12 protein-coding genes are annotated in these 18,022 nt (G+C 52.6%); 3 read left to right on the top strand and 9 right to left on the bottom strand.

Features of this window, described 5'->3' with window-relative positions:
- Window positions 1-11 precede the first annotated feature (11 nt).
- On the top strand, window positions 12-935 hold the full coding sequence (locus tag H8B09_RS01605) for an AraC family transcriptional regulator (protein WP_191201727.1): 924 nt from the start codon (window positions 12-14) through the stop codon (window positions 933-935).
- A gap of 299 nt (window positions 936-1,234) precedes the next feature.
- Here the strand turns inward: H8B09_RS01605 and H8B09_RS01600 are convergent, their stop codons facing one another.
- The 6 genes from H8B09_RS01600 to H8B09_RS01575 form a co-directional block, all read right to left on the bottom strand.
- On the bottom strand, window positions 1,235-3,517 hold the full coding sequence (locus H8B09_RS01600) for a glycoside hydrolase family 88/105 protein (RefSeq protein WP_191201726.1): 2,283 nt from the start codon (window positions 3,515-3,517) through the stop codon (window positions 1,235-1,237).
- Between the two features lie 26 nt (window positions 3,518-3,543).
- Window positions 3,544-4,821, bottom strand: a complete 1,278-nt coding sequence (locus tag H8B09_RS01595) for a rhamnogalacturonan lyase family protein (protein WP_224753203.1) — start codon at window positions 4,819-4,821, stop codon at window positions 3,544-3,546.
- A gap of 108 nt (window positions 4,822-4,929) precedes the next feature.
- Complete coding sequence (locus H8B09_RS01590; RefSeq protein WP_191201725.1) at window positions 4,930-5,739, bottom strand: polysaccharide deacetylase family protein; 810 nt, start codon at window positions 5,737-5,739, stop codon at window positions 4,930-4,932.
- A 17-nt stretch (window positions 5,740-5,756) separates the two neighbouring features.
- The gene (locus H8B09_RS01585) at window positions 5,757-6,440 is read right to left on the bottom strand and encodes a DUF1961 family protein (protein WP_191202755.1); all 684 of its coding nucleotides are present in this window, start codon (window positions 6,438-6,440) and stop codon (window positions 5,757-5,759) included.
- A gap of 2 nt (window positions 6,441-6,442) precedes the next feature.
- On the bottom strand, window positions 6,443-9,091 hold the full coding sequence (locus H8B09_RS01580) for an exo-rhamnogalacturonan lyase family protein (protein ID WP_224753202.1): 2,649 nt from the start codon (window positions 9,089-9,091) through the stop codon (window positions 6,443-6,445).
- Between the two features lie 139 nt (window positions 9,092-9,230).
- Window positions 9,231-11,564, bottom strand: a complete 2,334-nt coding sequence (locus H8B09_RS01575) for a helix-turn-helix domain-containing protein (RefSeq protein WP_224753201.1) — start codon at window positions 11,562-11,564, stop codon at window positions 9,231-9,233.
- A gap of 882 nt (window positions 11,565-12,446) precedes the next feature.
- Between H8B09_RS01575 and H8B09_RS01570 the strand changes: the two genes are divergently transcribed.
- Together H8B09_RS01570 and H8B09_RS01565 are read left to right on the top strand one after the other, a co-directional pair.
- Window positions 12,447-13,013, top strand: a complete 567-nt coding sequence (locus tag H8B09_RS01570; RefSeq protein WP_224753200.1) for an RNA polymerase sigma factor — start codon at window positions 12,447-12,449, stop codon at window positions 13,011-13,013.
- The gene (locus tag H8B09_RS01565) at window positions 12,994-13,923 is read left to right on the top strand and encodes a DUF4179 domain-containing protein (protein WP_191201723.1); all 930 of its coding nucleotides are present in this window, start codon (window positions 12,994-12,996) and stop codon (window positions 13,921-13,923) included. The genes H8B09_RS01570 and H8B09_RS01565 overlap by 20 nt, the downstream gene beginning before the upstream one ends.
- Before the next feature lie 313 nt (window positions 13,924-14,236).
- Here the strand turns inward: H8B09_RS01565 and H8B09_RS01560 are convergent, their stop codons facing one another.
- The 3 genes from H8B09_RS01560 to H8B09_RS01550 all read right to left on the bottom strand — a co-directional run bounded on the left by H8B09_RS01560 (window position 14,237) and on the right by H8B09_RS01550 (window position 17,779).
- Window positions 14,237-15,862 (bottom strand): extracellular solute-binding protein, encoded by a 1,626-nt coding sequence (locus H8B09_RS01560; RefSeq protein ID WP_191201722.1) that lies wholly within the window; start codon window positions 15,860-15,862, stop codon window positions 14,237-14,239.
- Between the two features lie 105 nt (window positions 15,863-15,967).
- Complete coding sequence (locus tag H8B09_RS01555; RefSeq protein WP_191201721.1) at window positions 15,968-16,852, bottom strand: carbohydrate ABC transporter permease; 885 nt, start codon at window positions 16,850-16,852, stop codon at window positions 15,968-15,970.
- A 33-nt stretch (window positions 16,853-16,885) separates the two neighbouring features.
- On the bottom strand, window positions 16,886-17,779 hold the full coding sequence (locus H8B09_RS01550) for an ABC transporter permease (RefSeq protein ID WP_191202752.1): 894 nt from the start codon (window positions 17,777-17,779) through the stop codon (window positions 16,886-16,888).
- Window positions 17,780-18,022 lie beyond the last annotated feature (243 nt).

The following is an 18,022-nucleotide window of genomic DNA, read 5'->3' as shown; positions in this document are numbered from 1 at the left end:
GCGCTTCATCTATGGCAGCACCTTACCTTCCACTCGCGCTTGGCAGCAGTTTGCAGGAGTTTATGTTTCCTAATGTGAAGACGACGGTTAATCTGTTTGGCGTTCATATGCGGCAAGTCGACGGCTCTTGGGAGTATCCCGAGCACAAGCATAATCAATATGAAATCAACTATGTGCTTGAAGGGGAGCAGCTGGTGACCGTCAATGGCGCGGCATATGAACAACATGCCGGCGATCTGATCCTGATCCGCCCAGGCGAAGCGCATTCGAGCCGAAGCGCGAACGGCCGGCCTTTCACCTATTTCTGCCTTCATTTCAATATCGATGACCATCTGTTCCTGTCGCTTCTCGGGCGAATGATGCAGGTTCTGTTCCCAAGCGGCAGTCAGCTGACAACGCAGGTAGTGCCTGTGCTTCATAAGCTGATTACAATCGCAGGGGAAGATGACGATACGTCCATTGTCACAAGAATGCGAATGCAGTCCGCCGTATTCGAGTTGTTCGGCAATTTGCTCGAAGCGTTGTCGCAGGAAGCAATCAGCTTATCCGCTGAAAGCTATGAGCGCTTCGAGCTGGCGAACCGCATTCGCAGCCGGCTGCAGGCGATCGTCAGCCAGACGTTAAAGCGCAGTGACGAGAATGCGATGAGCGACAAGCATTACGGCGTCGATGATGTTGCCGAAGAGCTGGGCATCAGCGCGTCGCACTGCAATCGCGTATTCCGCAGTGTGTACGGGCAATCGCCTCGCGTGTATTTGTCCGAGCTCGTGCTGTATGAAGCGAAGTTGCTGCTCGCGGATCCGCAGCTTGCGGTTCAGACGATCTCAACTGCACTGGGTTACCGCGACATCGCCCACTTCAGCCGCCAATTCAAACGTTGGGCAGGCGTATCGCCGAGCGACTACAGACGTCAGCAGATGACCGCTGAACAATGATACGCAAACAGCCTCAGAAACCGCTTCTTCGAACGGTTTCTGAGGCTGTTTGTTTAGTGGTCGTGCTCAGACTACTAGCTGTTCCTTGATTCGTGCTGCCGCGCTCTACCACTCTAGCGGACTCCAATAACCTTATTCTCGCAATATCGCCGAGTTCTCCGTGCTAACGGACTCAGTGGACTTTATATGCCTCGAAATCGACAGTTTTCATCGATAACACATCTACTAGCGTCTCTTCAGTCCGTTAGATTCCAATTCGGATATTATCATCGTAACAGCGTCATCTCAGTCCGTTAGCATCAAATTGATGCAGACGCTGCTTCTGATCGCCTCATTGTCGAGACATTCTGCAGATACTCCCGCAGCTTCATCGTCTCTACCCCTGCCAGCAGCACGATGCCAATACCATGCGTGTCGTTAAGCTGCCACGAGAGCTGATCCCGATAATAGTGAGCTGCGAAGGAGTAGCCAGACCCGCGGCATACACCGTACACATTGCCATGCCGATCAATGCAGTGGCGCGCAAGACCGTTCCAGCCTCGAAGCGCTGCCGCAGCATACCGTTCTGGCTCGGTAAGCCAGCCGAATCGGACGCCGCGGGTAAAGCTGTAGATGAACATTGACGTACAAGACGCTTCCGCATATGAGGTAGGGTCCGTCAGCACCTGATGCCATAACCCCTGCTCATCCTGCAGCCTGAGATACCCTTCGCACAACTCGCGGAAGAACATCAACAGTTCTGGACGAAGCCGATGCTCCTGCGGCATGACGGCTAGCAGCTCGGTGAGCGAGAACAGCACCCAACCGTTGCCTCTGCCCCATGGTACGCCGTTAGGCTTGTCGAACTTGTAATCATAGACATGATGCATAATGCCGCGCTCTGGCATGAACATCCGCTGCTTGTACAGCAGAAACTGCGATGCAGCATCGTCCAAATACGAAATGTTGCCTGTCAGCTCATAGTACTTAGTCAGAAATGGCGTGCTCATATACAAATCGTCGTACCACATCGTCTGCTGCATGAAATCCGTTGTCCCCCGTGTCCGGTACAACGCGCCATCAGATGTACGATCCTGTACATGTGTAATGTAATGTGCAATATGCGCTGCCGATTCCTCTGCACCACGTACCGGCCGCCGCTTATTCGCCTCCAACATCGCAGCCCCGAATGAGCCGCAGTCATCAAGGCTGTCGATCAGCGATAGCTGATGATTAACAGCCGGAGAACCCCAGCGCTGCGTATCCTTCATTGCATAGGTATGCATCGCTGCGCACTGTTCAATGTGATCGATCGCATAATCGGTAAAATGCGGATTGCCAACCGCTTCGCCAGCTCCCATCATACCGTACAGCGTTACGCCAAGCGGGTAGTTCCATCTGCCGAACATGCCGTTCTCCAGATAAGGTCTGACGAATGTATCCGGCCTATCGATACGCCAGAATGAGGCGTCACCCTGCTCATCTCCTGAACAATAATCTATGCGTGCAACATCCGCTGCTTCCGGGCAACTGCTGCTTGCATCATACAGTCCTCGGTACAGCCAAACTTCATCTTCCGGCATACCTGCCACTAGGTACGGACGCTCTAGTCGGGTGCCCTCGCCGCCATTCAACAGCTCTGCAGTAAAGCCCCATTGTTCCCCACTGTCGCTGCAATGTGATTGGATAACCAGTTCATGTCTACCGAAGCCAAGCGATAGTTCCACATACCAAGCTCCTTCATCGAGCTGCGTGCGAAATGCAGCCGCACCATCCACGAATAACGTGAACGGCCCCTGATGCATGCCGCTTAATGTGATTGGCTCATTGGCAGCGTTATCGATGTGAAGCGCTGCCCATGCCAATGCCTTTCGGCCAGCTACTTGTTCACCGCTGCCATACAGACGAGCGAAGCAGCCTGCCGCTAACTGCTCAGCCGACCACTCTCGCTGCGGGTGCCAGCGGAATGACTGCTCTTGATCTTGATCGACGTTCTGAGCCAGAAGCTGCGCCTCTATATTCGGCCACTCTTCCGCGCCAGGAACGGCTTGCCATGCTGTCTGCTGCGGTTCGCTATAAGCCCAGCCTGCTGCTCCTGCCCTCTCCGGAAGCGGATGAATCGCATTCATCGGGAAGCCTTTGACGCTGCCTGTGCCGAAGATCGCACCGCAGCCCGTTCCTGTGCTAACACATTCCAGCACAATATCGTTCCAGCCCTGACGCAGCGCCGTTCGGAAGTACATTTTGCGATCAGGGAATACATCATCATTCAAGTTCGAGGCGAATCGCGATGTCCCATTCACGAACACGCGAAGCGGGCTGTAACAGCTTACGAAGAAAGGAAGCTCGCTATCGTTGTCGCTCCAAACTTTACACCAGATGTAGACATGCTGACCATCCGCCATCTCCGGCCATATAGCCGCCATATTCATATCATAACGATAATCCTCGCCACGAGGGAAGCCGCCTTCATCGTAAGCGCGATAGACGGGAGGAAGCTTCGGATGCGCACCCGCGAACCGCCCAGCTACTGCAGACAGGATCAGCTTATCATCACCTGCGGCGCGATGAGCAATGGACTCATGGTCTTCAAAATATTTCATCGTAATCCCGCCTCTCGGATGATTAATTACAGCGCGATTTCCCCGCCTGGATACAGCGTCGAACTATACAGTCGCTTCGGTTGAGGAATCGGTACTCCCGATGGGGCGGCCGATAAATCCAATGCAAAACTGGCGAACAGCTCCGCACGCTCATCGTTATAAATAATGACCTGCTCCGTGCCCGTACCGAGCAGATCAGCATGTACGGCATAGCCGTTCGCCGGGAAATGGACCACTTCGTTCAAATGACCATCATACAGTGTTGGATACACACCACCGCCCCGACGATACGCGAGAATATAGTCTGGCGCACCTGCTTCCCAATGCTGCAGCGTCTCTGCAATTGTCAGCCAACCTGGCGTCTTGCGTTCTTCCTTCCACAGCTCGCGTCCTTCCGAATCGAGCAGGAACAATGCATCCTTGCCCTGCTTGCCGGCGCCATCATCTTCGCGGACAAGCCGATCAAGGCCAGCCACCTGCAATCCCGGCAGCTCCGGACGGAATCGGCCAAGCGCTACGTGCTGCGATTCGACTGATCCTTCATAACGCCACAGCTCATGACCAGCCGCATCATACATAACAGTGACGCTCCCGCCGATTACGAGCTCCGGCTTGCCGTCGCCATTCACATCGCCGACCCAAATGCAGTCCGCATGATCATCAAGGTCCTTGCAGCTCCACAATAACCGCCCCTGCGAGTCTAACAAATCATAACCTGCCATTACTTCGTCAAGGCCATCACCATTCAAGTCATATGCCCACGGGAAATGACCGGGGTTGCCTTCGTGCGTCCACAACAAGTTAAAGTCGCGATCCATCGCCCACATGCGATGATAGCGGTCCTTCAGAATGATATCCGAAGCATGCGGACCGCCTGTCAGATTGGCGATAATGATGCAGTCATGCGCATGCTCATTCGGCAGCTCATGGACCGCTTTGCGCTCGCCTGTCGCGCCATCAACAATCACGAATTGGCTGTCCATGACGCACAACACCTCAAGCCGCCCGTCCCCGTCGATATCATAGATTTGAACGGGATAATCCGAGCCTTGACTGCCCGCGCCCGGATCAGGCTTGCCTGTCTGCCAGAGCAGGTTGCCGTTTAAATCATAAGCGGTCAGGCATTGCAGCTGATGCGGGATATAACGCACATCCTGCCGGTTATCCGGCTGGGCAAGCAGCAGCTCCATCCGGCCGTCTCCGTCGAGATCGCCGAGCAGCATTTTACAACGTGGTCCTGCAGCCTTTATATCGATCGATCCTATGCCTATTGCCGCCCTCTGATTCTCGCCTACCGTTGTCATTGCTTCGTCCCCCTGTCGTTTGCGCCTTATTCCAACAAGAAAATTTGTATAGTCAACTCGTCTACGTTCAGCGAACACCCGAACTAACCAACGTTGTTATTTCGAAGTCTATTCTAGAGTCAACGACGTCTGCACGCCGCCTCGCGCCTCCACGATCGTCCCACCCACATTCAACCATACACTGCTAGCAAGAGGATTGTAGACAAACTCCAGTGATGCCGAGAATTTGAGCTGCCGGAACGCTTTCATGTAATCCACGATCTCAATGTTGGTCGCATACCAGATCTCGTCTCTGCCGCCCGCGTATTCGCAGAACTGCTCGATGACGTCCCAATTGTTATCGTGATCGAATTCGTAGCTATGTCCCCACACGTACATCAAATACAAATACTGCGACTTATGCAGTCCTACGAACTCTTCTGCTTTCTTCATAAGATCATGCTTATGATGGCAGGTAGGCATCCACTCGTACCAATCGTCCGGCATGCCGAAGTGACCTGTTGAAGGAACCACACGGGAATATTCAATGCCAAGCGCAGGCAGCGTTTCCTTGATCGCACGGTTGTAGGAACCATTCGGATACGACATGCCGCGCACCGGGTAACCGACCAGCCGTTCCAGATTGCGCCGATCTTCTATCACCTCATACACGAGTGCTTCCTGCGGACTTCTCGCAATCGTTGGATGCGTAAGCGTATGGGCGGACACTTCATGTCCGTCAAATAACGTGCGTATTTCCTCTGCGTCAATTCGATTGTCCAGATCGAACAGCCCCGAGTTCAGATGAAACGTCCCTTTGATCCCATTTCGGTTAAAAATATGAACAAGCCGCCGATCCGCAACCGTTCCGTCGTCATAGCTCATCGTCAGCGCTTTGTGTCTGCCGCCTGGAAAACAAACCGTAATTCTCGAATTCATCCTCTGCCTCCCAACGATTAGGGTCCATACACCTCTAAGTTCGAATATTCGGCGATCAATGGTGCCATCTGGCGAAATCCGATTCGTCCGCCGCCAAGGGCCGGTCCGCCAATTGTGCCGTCATCCTCCCAAGCAAGCAGCGGCAATCCGTTTACGGAGAACGTAATCGTCGCCCCCCTCCGCACGAGCAGCAGCTCATAACAATCGGCCACATCGCTGACACCCGGTATCGGATCGGCGCCTTGCGCGACGAGATGAAAGCCGAAGCTTTTGCGCAAATTGCACGTATGCAGCTGCCGCTCCTCCGGCCAACGCCGGCGAAAATACGACAGATGATAAGCATCCATCTCGCCGTGATGATACTGCTCATAGGGCCCCGTTCGAACGGGAAGCGCCGGATCGAACAGATCCAGCCCTCCCGCTCCGCGCGCCGCGAAGAACATAATAGCCAAGCCAGGCTCTCGTATCGGCCGGAACCGCCATGACAAGGCAACATCTGACGGGAACTGCTCCGGGCACCAGAGCACGAAGTTCGCCCGCTGCCCTTCCTCCGGGTTTCTGCGGCTTTCCAATCGCATGCGACCCAACGGGAAGCTTGCGACTCCTTCGCCCTCCATAATGAAGCCGCTGCTATCATCGACGTTCGCCAGCGGATTGCGGTACAGCAGCCGCCAGCCTTCTGGAATCCCGCCCGTCTGCATCGTCAACCCTTCGTCCCCGCCGTATGCACAAGCGTCGAATCGAGCGATGCCGGAAGGGCATCATCAATCAGCTCCAAGCTGATGATGGTGTTAAGCGACCATTGCGCCGCTTCATTCGTATTGATCCAATCGATCTCGCGAAGCGGACCAACCTGTGCCACATCCGCACCATCCTCCAGCAGCCGAACGCGGGCGAATGGGTTGCCCAGCAGGATCGACCACGCCGTCTGCGCCGTCTCTGCATTGTTCAGTCGAGCTGCGCCATAAGCAACGAGCGCGACACTCAACACCGGATGCTCGAACCGCGACGCACTTATTTCACCATTCGTGATAAGATCCTTCCGCTCCTGCGGCAAATTGTAATAAACGCCGAATTCCGCCATCCTATCTTCCCATTCCGGATCCTTCAGCATATCAGCCATCTCCAGCCATACTTGCGGCCCGCCCATGCAGATGGCAAGGTGACGGCCCCAGTTGTCATCGCCCATCGGCGTCAGCTTGCTCGTCGCCGGATCATAGCCATATGTCGGGCCTGAGATTAACCCGTATTTCGCCGCTTTGATGCATTCGATGCCGGTTATGATTTTGTTCCGATATACCTCATCCTCGTACCGTTCCCACCGCGTCATCCAGTTCGAGCTGAACGCCGCCCAGTCGGGACCCACTCGAATATGGGTCGGATGCTCATCTGGCGGGAAGTATGCCCGCATCGGATCAAGCGTCACCGTCGCATAGTCCGCATCCTTCACATCATCCATCAGCTCGCCGATCCGCTCATCCGCCGTAAGGTAGTAGTAATAACGGTGAAGACCCGCCATCGCAATGCGCGCTTCCTTGCAGCCGCATCCCCAGTGAACCACGTTATGACGAGAGCCTAACCCCGCATATTCGCCAAAATGGTAGACGTCGACTTCGCTCGTATGACGCGTCATGGCTTCCGCAAGCCGGAAGATGTCATGCCGTCCCGATCGAAGGAACATGTACCAGAGCCACATGTTTGGCGCAAGCTCCGTATTCTGCCAAGCGCAGCCGCCTAGATCATAATTCCATACATGCCGCACCGGATCGTAGCTGTGCATGAAATCGCCGTAATCCCATAGTCCGTACCAGCGCCGCTGCTCGACCTCTGCTTGATAGAAGGCAATAATGCCGTCAAGCCGATCCTCCAGCTCTGCCTTAGCCGCTGTGCTACGATCCGGCAAACTCCAGATGCCGAAGGCGCCGGCACGCCGATAATAAGCAGGCTCGCAGACGAGCAGCTCCGGCGACTGGGATAACGACAGCATCCCTTCCAGCCGTCCGTTATCCGGCGTGCCGCTCAGGCACCACACGTTGATTTCATTCGTATTGGCGATGCCGTATGGGGTTGCCCGCAGCTCCTCTGCACCCTCATAAGACGATTCCACATGCGTCCGCGTATCGTAGTGGCGCAAATCCATCGCTTGCACGTCCGGCGACCAGAACCATACCGTCAGCGATGCCTCGTCACTTGATAGTCCCGCAGCTTCCATGCCGGACGGATGCTTGCGCCAGAAATCACGAAGACCTGCCGCCAAGCCGCCGCCTTCCCCGCCAACATAACCTAAGCCGCCTGCTCTTCGTCCTTCTGCCGAGCGCAGCCAGCTGCACCCCTCCTGCGTCCGCTTCGCGATCCGGTAATGATCGGCCGAATCTTGCACGAGCTTGAAGTCGTCCCATACAGCCGAATCATCGAGCAGCCCTAGAAAATAACCGTCCTCTGCCGGATCAAACGTAACCATTTCACCAGCCGATTGCCGTTCGAACAGCTCACGGTATTTGCCTTTCGTCCTGCGCGTATGCAGCGTCTTCGGAGACTCGGCGAACATCGCCGTATCACCAGCAAACCGCACATGGCGGTTATACAGCGGTCCACGCATCGGGATGCGGAACGTCACGCCAAGCCCCTTAATGAAATCCTCGTTCGGGTTGCCGTCGTAGAAGAACGTGTGCACGAGCCGAATTTGATCAAGACCTGCATACACATACAGCCGCAGCGTAAAAGGAATCCACATCGCCGACCGTCCCGTCGACCGATGACGCCCATCAAAGCGGACAACCGCTCGGACAGGCCCCGTTTGTTCGACAACAGCTGTCCGGATAACACCACGGAATGGCTCCTCACGCACCGTTCGCACGCCAGATACGCCGCTAATCGTCTCCTTCAGGCAGACCAGCTCAGCGCCTTCGCACACCGGAAGTCCTTCCCTAACAATCGATCGAATAAGCCGGTCGCCCTGCTTATTCAACGTACAGACGATTACACCGGTATCGAGCGCAATCGTCTCCTCCGTCTCCGATACGGTAACCGGCGCTGAAGGTGCAGTGGATTCAGCACTTCCGGATAAGCGGTGCACCTCAAATCCGCTATCCTCTATTCCATTAATAACTGCCGCATGGGCAGACCATTTGACACTTCCGTCCGGCCAATAGGCCGTTGGCCAGCTTTGCATCGCAAGTCCCTGTTTACCAACGCTTCCAATGAGCTCAAGTTTATCGCTTCGCGACAGCTCTCCCTCACGCCATGGAATTCCCCACGTTACGCCAGCCGAAAGTTTGTTCAGCTGACCTTGTTCCGCTGCATGCAGCCGATTCACAGCAATGCTCGTTACTCCCGTCGTTTCTGTGGTCATCTCGACTTCATCTCCCCGCTTAGGCGAATTATCCCCTTCATCGTATAGAGGCGCCTGCTTGCGGGCAATGAGACAATCTTGTCTGACGGGCTGCAACGGCCTTGCACTTTGTTGCCGAACTTGCTTTATCTTGCATCTTCTACGAGCTGCGGCTCATCTCGCGGTAACGGCTTGGCGTAATGCCCTCCGTCTTCTTGAAGATGCGGTTGAAGTAACTATGCTGATAGCCGACCTGCTCCGCTACGCAGTTGATCTTTAGTTCCGATTCACGCAGCAGCTCCTTCGCACGCTCTAACCGCAGCTCTGTCAAATAGTCGATGAAGTTTTTGCCTGTTACTTGCTTGAATGTTTTGCTCAAATAGAACGGGTTCGTCCCAATATGATCCGCACAGCTGTCCAGCGATACGTCCCGCATATAATGCTGCTGCAAATAAAGCATCGCACCTTCGATCATTCGTTTCGTCTGGCTGTGCGAGCGCTCGCCCAGCTCCTTCAGGAACGGAACGATAACCTTATCGCGGAACAAATCCGCGAGCCGCTCCGGCTCATGCTTCTGAGACAGCTGCTCGTACAGATTAGCGCCTTTGAACAACCGTACCGGATAAATACCTGACACCATTATGGCGTGTTGGACGCTGCCCAGAAGATGGAGCATCCCCTGCTGCACATCAAATTCCTTGGCCCCCTTCACGGACAGGGCACGAATAAATTCGTCCAATAGACGGTTCGCCTCGTCCTCCTGTCCTGTCCGAAGCGCCTGCACGAATTCGCGTTCCAGCGTAAACGGATATGTAAATTCCGGTCCATCCATGCCCCCGTCAACCAGCGCTTCAATGTCAACAATGCCGTTGCCGCTCTCCACGCTGCGATAACCTGCCGCCTGCTTAGCATTCTCGAAGGCAAGCGGAATGTCGGCAATCCGATGCGTCGGACGGCTGATGGCGATCGTCACCTGCATTCGGAGCATCCGATTAACGGAATCGGTAAGCTCCGCGCAATAAGCCCGGATGTTCTCTTCATACGGCTCGTCATTATCTACGACTAGCAGGAGCGCTGCCGATAAATCATGGAAGTTGACGACGCTGCTCTGCTCGTAATGACGGGATGCCAGTTCCTCGATGACATTGACAGCAGCGAAAGTAACAAGACCTTCGTCGCCGTAACGGAACTTGCCTTCCATATTTGCGATGCCTGTCAGCTTCACATACAGCACGAGATAGGTGCGACCCTGCACCTCCCACTTGTACCGCTCCATCCGCTTCTGCAGCTCCTGCTCCGAATAAGCATAGAGATAACCCTGCAGCAATTGATGCAGGAAACTCTCCTTCACCTGCGGCAGCTGTTCGGCCCATCTTGTATGCAGCTCGCGGCTCTCGCTGCTGAGGAGATGCCATTGCCGCTCGATCAACGCGAACTCATCCTCCTGCTCTTCCGGCATTGGCTTACCTGCTGTAAGCAGTCGTACAAGCCGATCGATTGGCGAATAGATGCTAAGAGAGGCAAGCCATGCAAGTACTGCGGCGAGCAGCAGCGCACTGCCGCTAACAATGAGAATCAGCTTCGAAATAAACATGACGGGCGCAATAATTGTCGAAATCGGCGAAGCGGACACATAACTCCACTCATCCTGAATGCGGGAGAAGTGTCCGTACGTCACCGTATACGTTTTGCCGCTCCAGTCGAGGATGAACGAACCTTCACCTGTTCCGCGTTTGGCTACCGCTTCTGTTAAAGCGTTTTCAAAATCGGATTTAGGCTTACTTCCAATCGATCCGTAAAGCTCCCCCGTATCATTGAGCAGGAAAGTCTCCCCGTCGTTGTAGGGCATCATCGTACGCAGCAGCTCACTGACCTTCTCCCGGTCAAGCCGCAGCAGCAGCATGCCCACCGGCTTCATCGTGCCGCCCGGTACATGGTGAACGAGCGTCAGCTCCTTATTGTCTGGATGCGCAGCGTCGAACGACCATTGTGTCCAGTAGGTCTGCCGTTCCGACTGCAGCAAGCTTTGAAAAGAGCCTGACATTTCACTTACCTCGGAGAACTCGGGATCGAACAATACAGGTTGCTCGCCATCTACATACAGCTCAACTTTATTAATCATCGTGTTAGAGCCCTGCATAACGAGCATTGTATTCGTAATGTCGCGGGACCGAATGAAATCTTTGACGAAATCGGTGTCGCGAAGCGTGTAATTGAATTTGGAATCGAAAGCCCAATGCGACAGCATAAGCTCCAGATTGGACAATTGTTCGTCCACGTTATGTGCGCGATGTTGAATTTGTTCATTATGCATGTTCAACAGCTCGCTCTCGAGCCGTCCTCCAGCCATCCAGTAAACGAGTGCGCCTGTAATGAGGCCTGGTATGCCGGAGACGAGAAGAAGCACGATTAAGCTTTTGCGATAAAATCGTCTCTTGCCGCCCGCTGGGCGCTCCTTACGGTTGTGCATCCATGCCTTAAAGCTGTTACCCATCTCTCTCACCAGCCATTATTCATAAAATGTAAGCGCGTTCTTCTAGGATATATGGACACGCAACAATGAACAAGACCCAGATAACAACGTTGGACTTGTATCTTTTTGCGCCGTTTGCACTATTTTGATCTACCCGCCTAATTCCTCCCTCAATGGAGGACTCAAGGGGACTAGCCCCCTTGGACCCTCTATTTTCCTAAAAGATTCCGGGGCTTCGCCCCTTAACCCCTTTATTACTTCTGAAAATATAAATTTCAAAAGCTTCGCCCTATAACCCATTTATACCAATTTTCTCTACCCACCTAAATCCTCCCTGCAAGGGAGGACCCCATGGGTTTCCAACCCCTGGACCCCGGAAGGGGATGTTGGCAGGACAGCGATGCGGATATGTTAATGCGTGCTTAGAGTCGTGCGCCCCTTTGGGGCACAACTTTTGTTCGAGCGTATTGGTGCGGATATGGTAATGCGTGCTGGGGGTCGCCCCTTTTGGGGCACAACTTTTGTTCGAGCGTATTGGTGCGGATATGGTAATACGTGCTTGGGGTCGCGTGCCCCTTTTGGGGCACAGCATTTGTTCGAGCGTATTGGTGCGAATATGGTAATGCGTGCTTGGGGTCGCGTGCCCCTTTTAGGGCACAGCTTTTGTTCGAGCTTTATTGGTGCGGATATGGTAATGCGTGCTTGGGGTCGCGTGCCCTTTTAGGGCACAGCTTTCTTTCGAGTTTATTGGTGTGGATACGGTACTGCGTGCTTGGGGTCGCGTGCCCCTTTTAGGGCACAACTTTTGTTCGAGCGTTAATGTTAAAATAAAAATAATTAGTAGGTACGTGGAAACTTTTTTCTTGAAAGTTTTGTATTGGTAGATGAGGGGGGGGGATGGAATTGAGCGATAGCGATAGATCGTTGATACAACAAATTAAGAATAATGATGAGAGCGCGATAGAAGAGCTCATTGCTAGATACGGTCAGTACACTGCGGCAATTGTGTATGGAGTTGGCGGGGCGTCGATGAATGCTGAAGATGTGGAAGAGGTTGTATCCGATGTTTTTTATGCCATCTGGAAAAGCAGACACAGTCTTCAGCAAACCGATTCAATAAAGCCATATCTGGCACAAATTGCACGGAACATGACACGTAACAAATGGAGTCGCGTGAGAAATGAGCAGCCTTTGGACGATGAACTTTCGGTTATCGGTGCTCCTGCAACAGACGAGGTAGTCATCCTGAAAGAACGGATCTCCATGATTAAGACGTTGATGGCAGCATTCAAGTATCCGGATAAAGATATTCTTACCGCTTACTATTTTCGAGAATATAAATTGGAGGATATCGCATCGATGTACGAGCTTCCCTTGTCCACGGTGAAGTCGAAGATTTATAGAGGCAAGAAATCGATCGTGCAATATTTCGATAAAGGAGGTTGCGAAGTTGACGAATACAAACGGTGACGCAAGCATTCCTAAGATTAACCTGAGCAGGGTTACAAACCTGACTATGAGGAAAATACAGCAGGAAAAGAAGCGTAAGACATATAAATTCAACAACAAATTCGCCCGAATCGCTTGCGCGATAGCGGCAGCTTGTATCCTTACAACAGGTGGCGCCGCATACGCAATGAAGACGGATGGTATACAGGTAATCATAAGCAAACTGTCAGGCATCCCACAATCATATGTATTGACGGTTGGCGAGGCTATTTCAAACAAGGATTATAAGCTGACTGTGCATGAACTTGTGACGGATTCACATGTCGGATATGTTGTTCTATCTATCGAGGCGTTACGAGAGGCAAGTAAAGAACATTTTGACAGCTATCGATTCGCCCTTGATCATATAGGCAGCGGCTTTAGTGTTGGAGAACTGGATCAATATAGAGAACCCTACACTCGATTTTATCGAATAAATTTCACGGGCGCATCCAATCCCTACTCACGCAATGACGGCAAACTTCGATTTTCAACTGACGGGATGAAGACGCCAATTGAGGTTCCGCTCTCGCCTACCGTAAGCTGTATTGATAAGAACATTGCAGAAGATCGTTCAAGTGCGTACCAATATCAATTCAACAAGCTTCATTTATCTGAGATAGGGTTGTCTTTGGAAGGTGTAGATACCAGAAATGCCGAACATGACGATCAGTATCGAATCGAGCTGCTGTTCAATGACGGCACGAAAGCGCTGCTGCAGAAACAATCAAACGATTCGGTCGAACACGGCGAATTGAGCAGCGGCGCCTCTGAATACCATTCAGGTGATGATGGCGAATATGTGAATATATCCACGGCCTTCTCTAAGGCTCTTCCTCTGAACACAATAAAGCAAGTTATTATTAACGATATTGCATTAGATATAGAATGAGTTCGCAGTTGCAGACTCAAACATAAAAGACCACTAGCTAACCTGGCCTAAGGACGGTTTGCTAGTGGTCTTTCATTCATTCATTCATTCATTCTACGTTACTTTGTGATCAGTGGTCGTTAAATAGAGCAATCAGCACCGAGAAGGTTGATTTGGACTGAAGAACGAGTAGCGGAGTGTAGGCAAAACCTACATGAGCTACAAGGTTTCCGTAGGAAACCTACATCGGAAGCATACGCTTTGCAGTTCGAAGGCCGGATCAAGATTCGACGTCGAATACACTCCCCCGAGCTACTTCGTGATCATTGCTCGATTATTTGTTGCTTGCTGCGTAGAGCTGATTCATCTCCTCCACCAGATCGTTGCCGCCGGTTTTCTTCCACAGCTCGATCGCTGCAAGGAAGCCTGCTTCGTCGATTTGGCCAACGATGTATTTGATGCGGGCATCGTTAATGATATCGTCCAGCTGCGGACCCTTCTGCGAGTATACCGTCGAGATGAACGGCTCGGCCGGGTTAGGCACGATATACTGCTCGTTCTCCTTCATAAGCGCCGTCTGCTTTAGGCGGAGCGGCGTCTGTTTCACCGTAATTGCCGTCGTCGATGGAATGAACGTCAGCATCTGGTTGAGGCCTTCCACCTCGGACTCCAGCAGCACCGAATCTTTGCTTGGCTCAGCAAACTCGCCGTTCTTCGTATAATGCGTGCCTTCAATACCGAAGCTTGCCAGCGTCTGAAGCTCTGGCTCGCTCAGCTGATCGATGAATCCAAGCACGCGTTTCAGTTCATCTTCCGTCTTCACCGAAGATTTCGGAATCGACAGCAGACCTGCAAATCCCGAGGTTGGCAGCGTGTGCAGCGTGCCATCAGAACCGATTACGCCTCCGACAACGTCCATATAGTTCTGATCGTCCGGCACTTCTGTGCCTGCTTCCTTCAGCGCCGCGTGAATTTTGTCATCGATACGGGCAGCCGTATCAACGACGTCAACGATAACGCCCGCTTTGTTGTTAACGACCGGATCAACCCATTTCGCCGAGTCATACACGGCAAAATCTTGGTTAATCAGCTTCTCGTCATACAGCTTCTTCATGAAGCGGAGCGCATCCATATAGCCTGTTGTTTCGAATTCCGGCACGAGCTTGCCGTCCTGAACGCCCCATTTGTTCGGTGAACCGAACCACAGCTTCATGGTATCGAAGCCGCTTGCCCAGCCGCCGGTCCACTTAACGAGAACCATGCCGTACGTATCGTCCTTGCCGTTCTTATCCGGGTCCTTCTCTTTGAACGCTTTAAGCATATTGTAGAAGTCGTCGATCGTCTTCGGCTCGCTCAGCCCCACGTTCTCAAGCCAGTCTTTGCGGTAGACGATACCGTTACGGCCGAGATTGCGCGATCGGTAAATACCGTATGTTTTCCCTTCAACCGAGGAGTTGTTCAGAATGACTGAATTCGCTTGGCTTAGGAACTTATAATCTTTCAGATAGGATGACAGCTCCCAGAAAGCACCCGATTTGGCTGCATTAACGAAGCTAGCGCCTTTTGCATTATCGATATAAATGATGGATGGCAGCTTGCCGGATGCCAACGTGATGTTCAGTTTGTCCGTATAAGATGCGTTCGGTACCCATAGGAAGTGAATATCCGTGTTCGTCAGCTTCTCGATCTGCGCGGCAACCGGGCTGTCATCCTTCGGGAAATTCGTCTTGAAGATCGGCAGCATAATGTCCAGCTTGAGCGGGTCCTGCTGCTTAGGCGTATCTGGCGTTGTCGCCGTATTCGCGTCTGTGCCTGTGCTGGCTGTCTCTGTTTGCTGGGTTGTGCTCTCTTTCTTGTCGTCATCCGAGCTCGAACCACAGGCTGCAAGCGAGCTTGCTACAAGCGTACCCACCAGGAATGTTGCAGTTAAGCGCTTTCGTGCAATGGCATTTCGTTTCATGATAAGCGACCTCCCATAGGAATAGTAGTATCATATCGTAAAGCCGCGTTTACAGCTATCCTATCTACGCGCAACGCGGATTTCACGCACGGTAAGTTCGGGGCTTTAGCCCTTGACGGAGCCAAGAAGAACGCCCTTCGCAAAATGCTTCTGAAGAAACGGATAAACGAGCAGAATCGGTACGGTTCCGACGACGATTACAGCCATTTTGATCGACTGCTCCGGCGGTTTGACGAAGTTCGGATCCATGGAGTTCAAGTCGCCTGCCGCTGCTTGCGACAATAGGACAATCTGGCGAAGGAGCACTTGCAATGGCCACTTCTGCGGATCGTTCAAGTAAAGCAGCGAGGAGAAGAAATCGTTCCAATGGCCTACTGCATAGAAAAGAGTAAATGTTGCAAGCACCGGCGCTGACAACGGGAGAACGATGCGCAGCAGCAGTCCGATCTCGGAGCAGCCATCGATGCGCGCCGCTTCCTCCAGCTCCGGCGGGAGCTCCTGGAAGAAATTTTTGACGATAATCAGGTTGAATGCATTAATGGCACCAGGGAGCATGAGCGCCCAGTATGTATCAAGCAGATGCAGATCGCGAATGACGAGATACGTCGGGATCATGCCGCCGCCGAACAGCATCGAGAAAATAACGAGATTAAGAACGAGATTGCGTCCCATAAGCCCGCGCTTGGCAAGCGCATAAGCCATCGTCACTGTAAATGCCAGGTTGACCAGCGTACCGATCACCGTTACGTAGATAGAAACACCAATACTTTTCATAATCGTGTCTGTTGAGAAAATGAATCGATAAGCGTTGGCCGTAAACGTCTTCGGGATGAGGAATACCGCCCGTTTGGTCAGCTCTGCATCCGATGCGAATGAGCCCGCAATAATGTAGAGGAACGGCAGAACCGCCGCAGCAGCGAACAGTCCAAGCACGATGTAGTTGATGACATCAAAGGTGACGCCAGCAGGTGTTCTGTATGTTCTGGCCATAGGAAGCGCCCTCCTTTCGTTAAAATAATCCCTTCAGTACAAGCCCGACTGGCCGAATCGCTTCGCCAGCCAGTTCGTGCCTAGCACGAGGATGACGCCTACGACCGCTTTGAACAAGCCAACTGCCGTACTATAGCTGAACGCGCCTTGCGTAATGCCCATCATGTACACGTAAGTATCGAACACTTCCGCTTTCTCGCGGTTAAGTGGATTAAGCATGAGATAGATTTGTTCAAAGCCGTTGTCGAGCACATGCCCCATACGCAGAATGAGCAGAATGACGATCGTACTGCGAAGAGCGGGCAGCGTGATATGCCACATCTGTTTCCACCGATTAGCGCCATCCACGATTGCCGCCTCATATTGCTCCACATCGACCGCTGCCAGCGCAGCGAGGAATATGATCGTACCCCAGCCGCATTCTTTCCAGATCGTCTGAATAATGATCATCGGCCTGAACCAGTCCGGGCTTGTCAGAAAGCTGATCGTTGTCCCCGTGTGTGCATTCAGCCATTCGTTGACTACTCCACCCTCTGTCGTCAGGAACACGTAAGTCAAACTGGCGACGATTACCATTGAGATAAAATGCGGTATGTAGATTAACGTTTGAACCGTACGTTTAAACAGTGCTATTCGGACCTCATTCAGCAGAAGAGCTGCAATGATCGGCGCCGGGAAGAAGAACAGCAAGTTGTAGAATGACAAGACCAGCGTGTTGCGTAATAGCTTGAAGAAATCTGGATTCGTAAAGAACAATCGAAAATGTTCAAATCCGACCCAATCGCTCTTCCAGAACCCGAGAAACGGTTGATAGTTCTTAAAGGCGAGCAGCACGCCCCACATCGGAACGTATTTGAATAATAGAAAATAAATCAGACCCGGCAGCAGCAGCGCATACATCCATTTGTCTCGCTTCAATCGGCTCATGATGCTCGGCCGATACACGGAGGTGCGCTGAACTGCAGCAGTTGTTGATACAGCATTGTGCTTCACCTTGGTTCACCTCCCTATGAAAGTCCGTCGATTTCGTGATGCAGCCTCAGTATGCTTGGAGCAGCTCCTTTCCGGCAATTAGACATTTTGGAAAGTGTGATTCCATGCGGCTTTGCACTTTATCACCGAGCTGCGCGGAGGCATTCAAGAAAGTGCAATTGCCCGCCGTTACTAGGT

Origin of the sequence: Paenibacillus terricola, assembly GCF_014779765.1 — a bacterium.
Classification (GTDB): domain Bacteria; phylum Bacillota; class Bacilli; order Paenibacillales; family Paenibacillaceae; genus Paenibacillus_T; species Paenibacillus_T terricola.
This window is presented reverse-complemented; position numbering and strand designations above follow the sequence as displayed.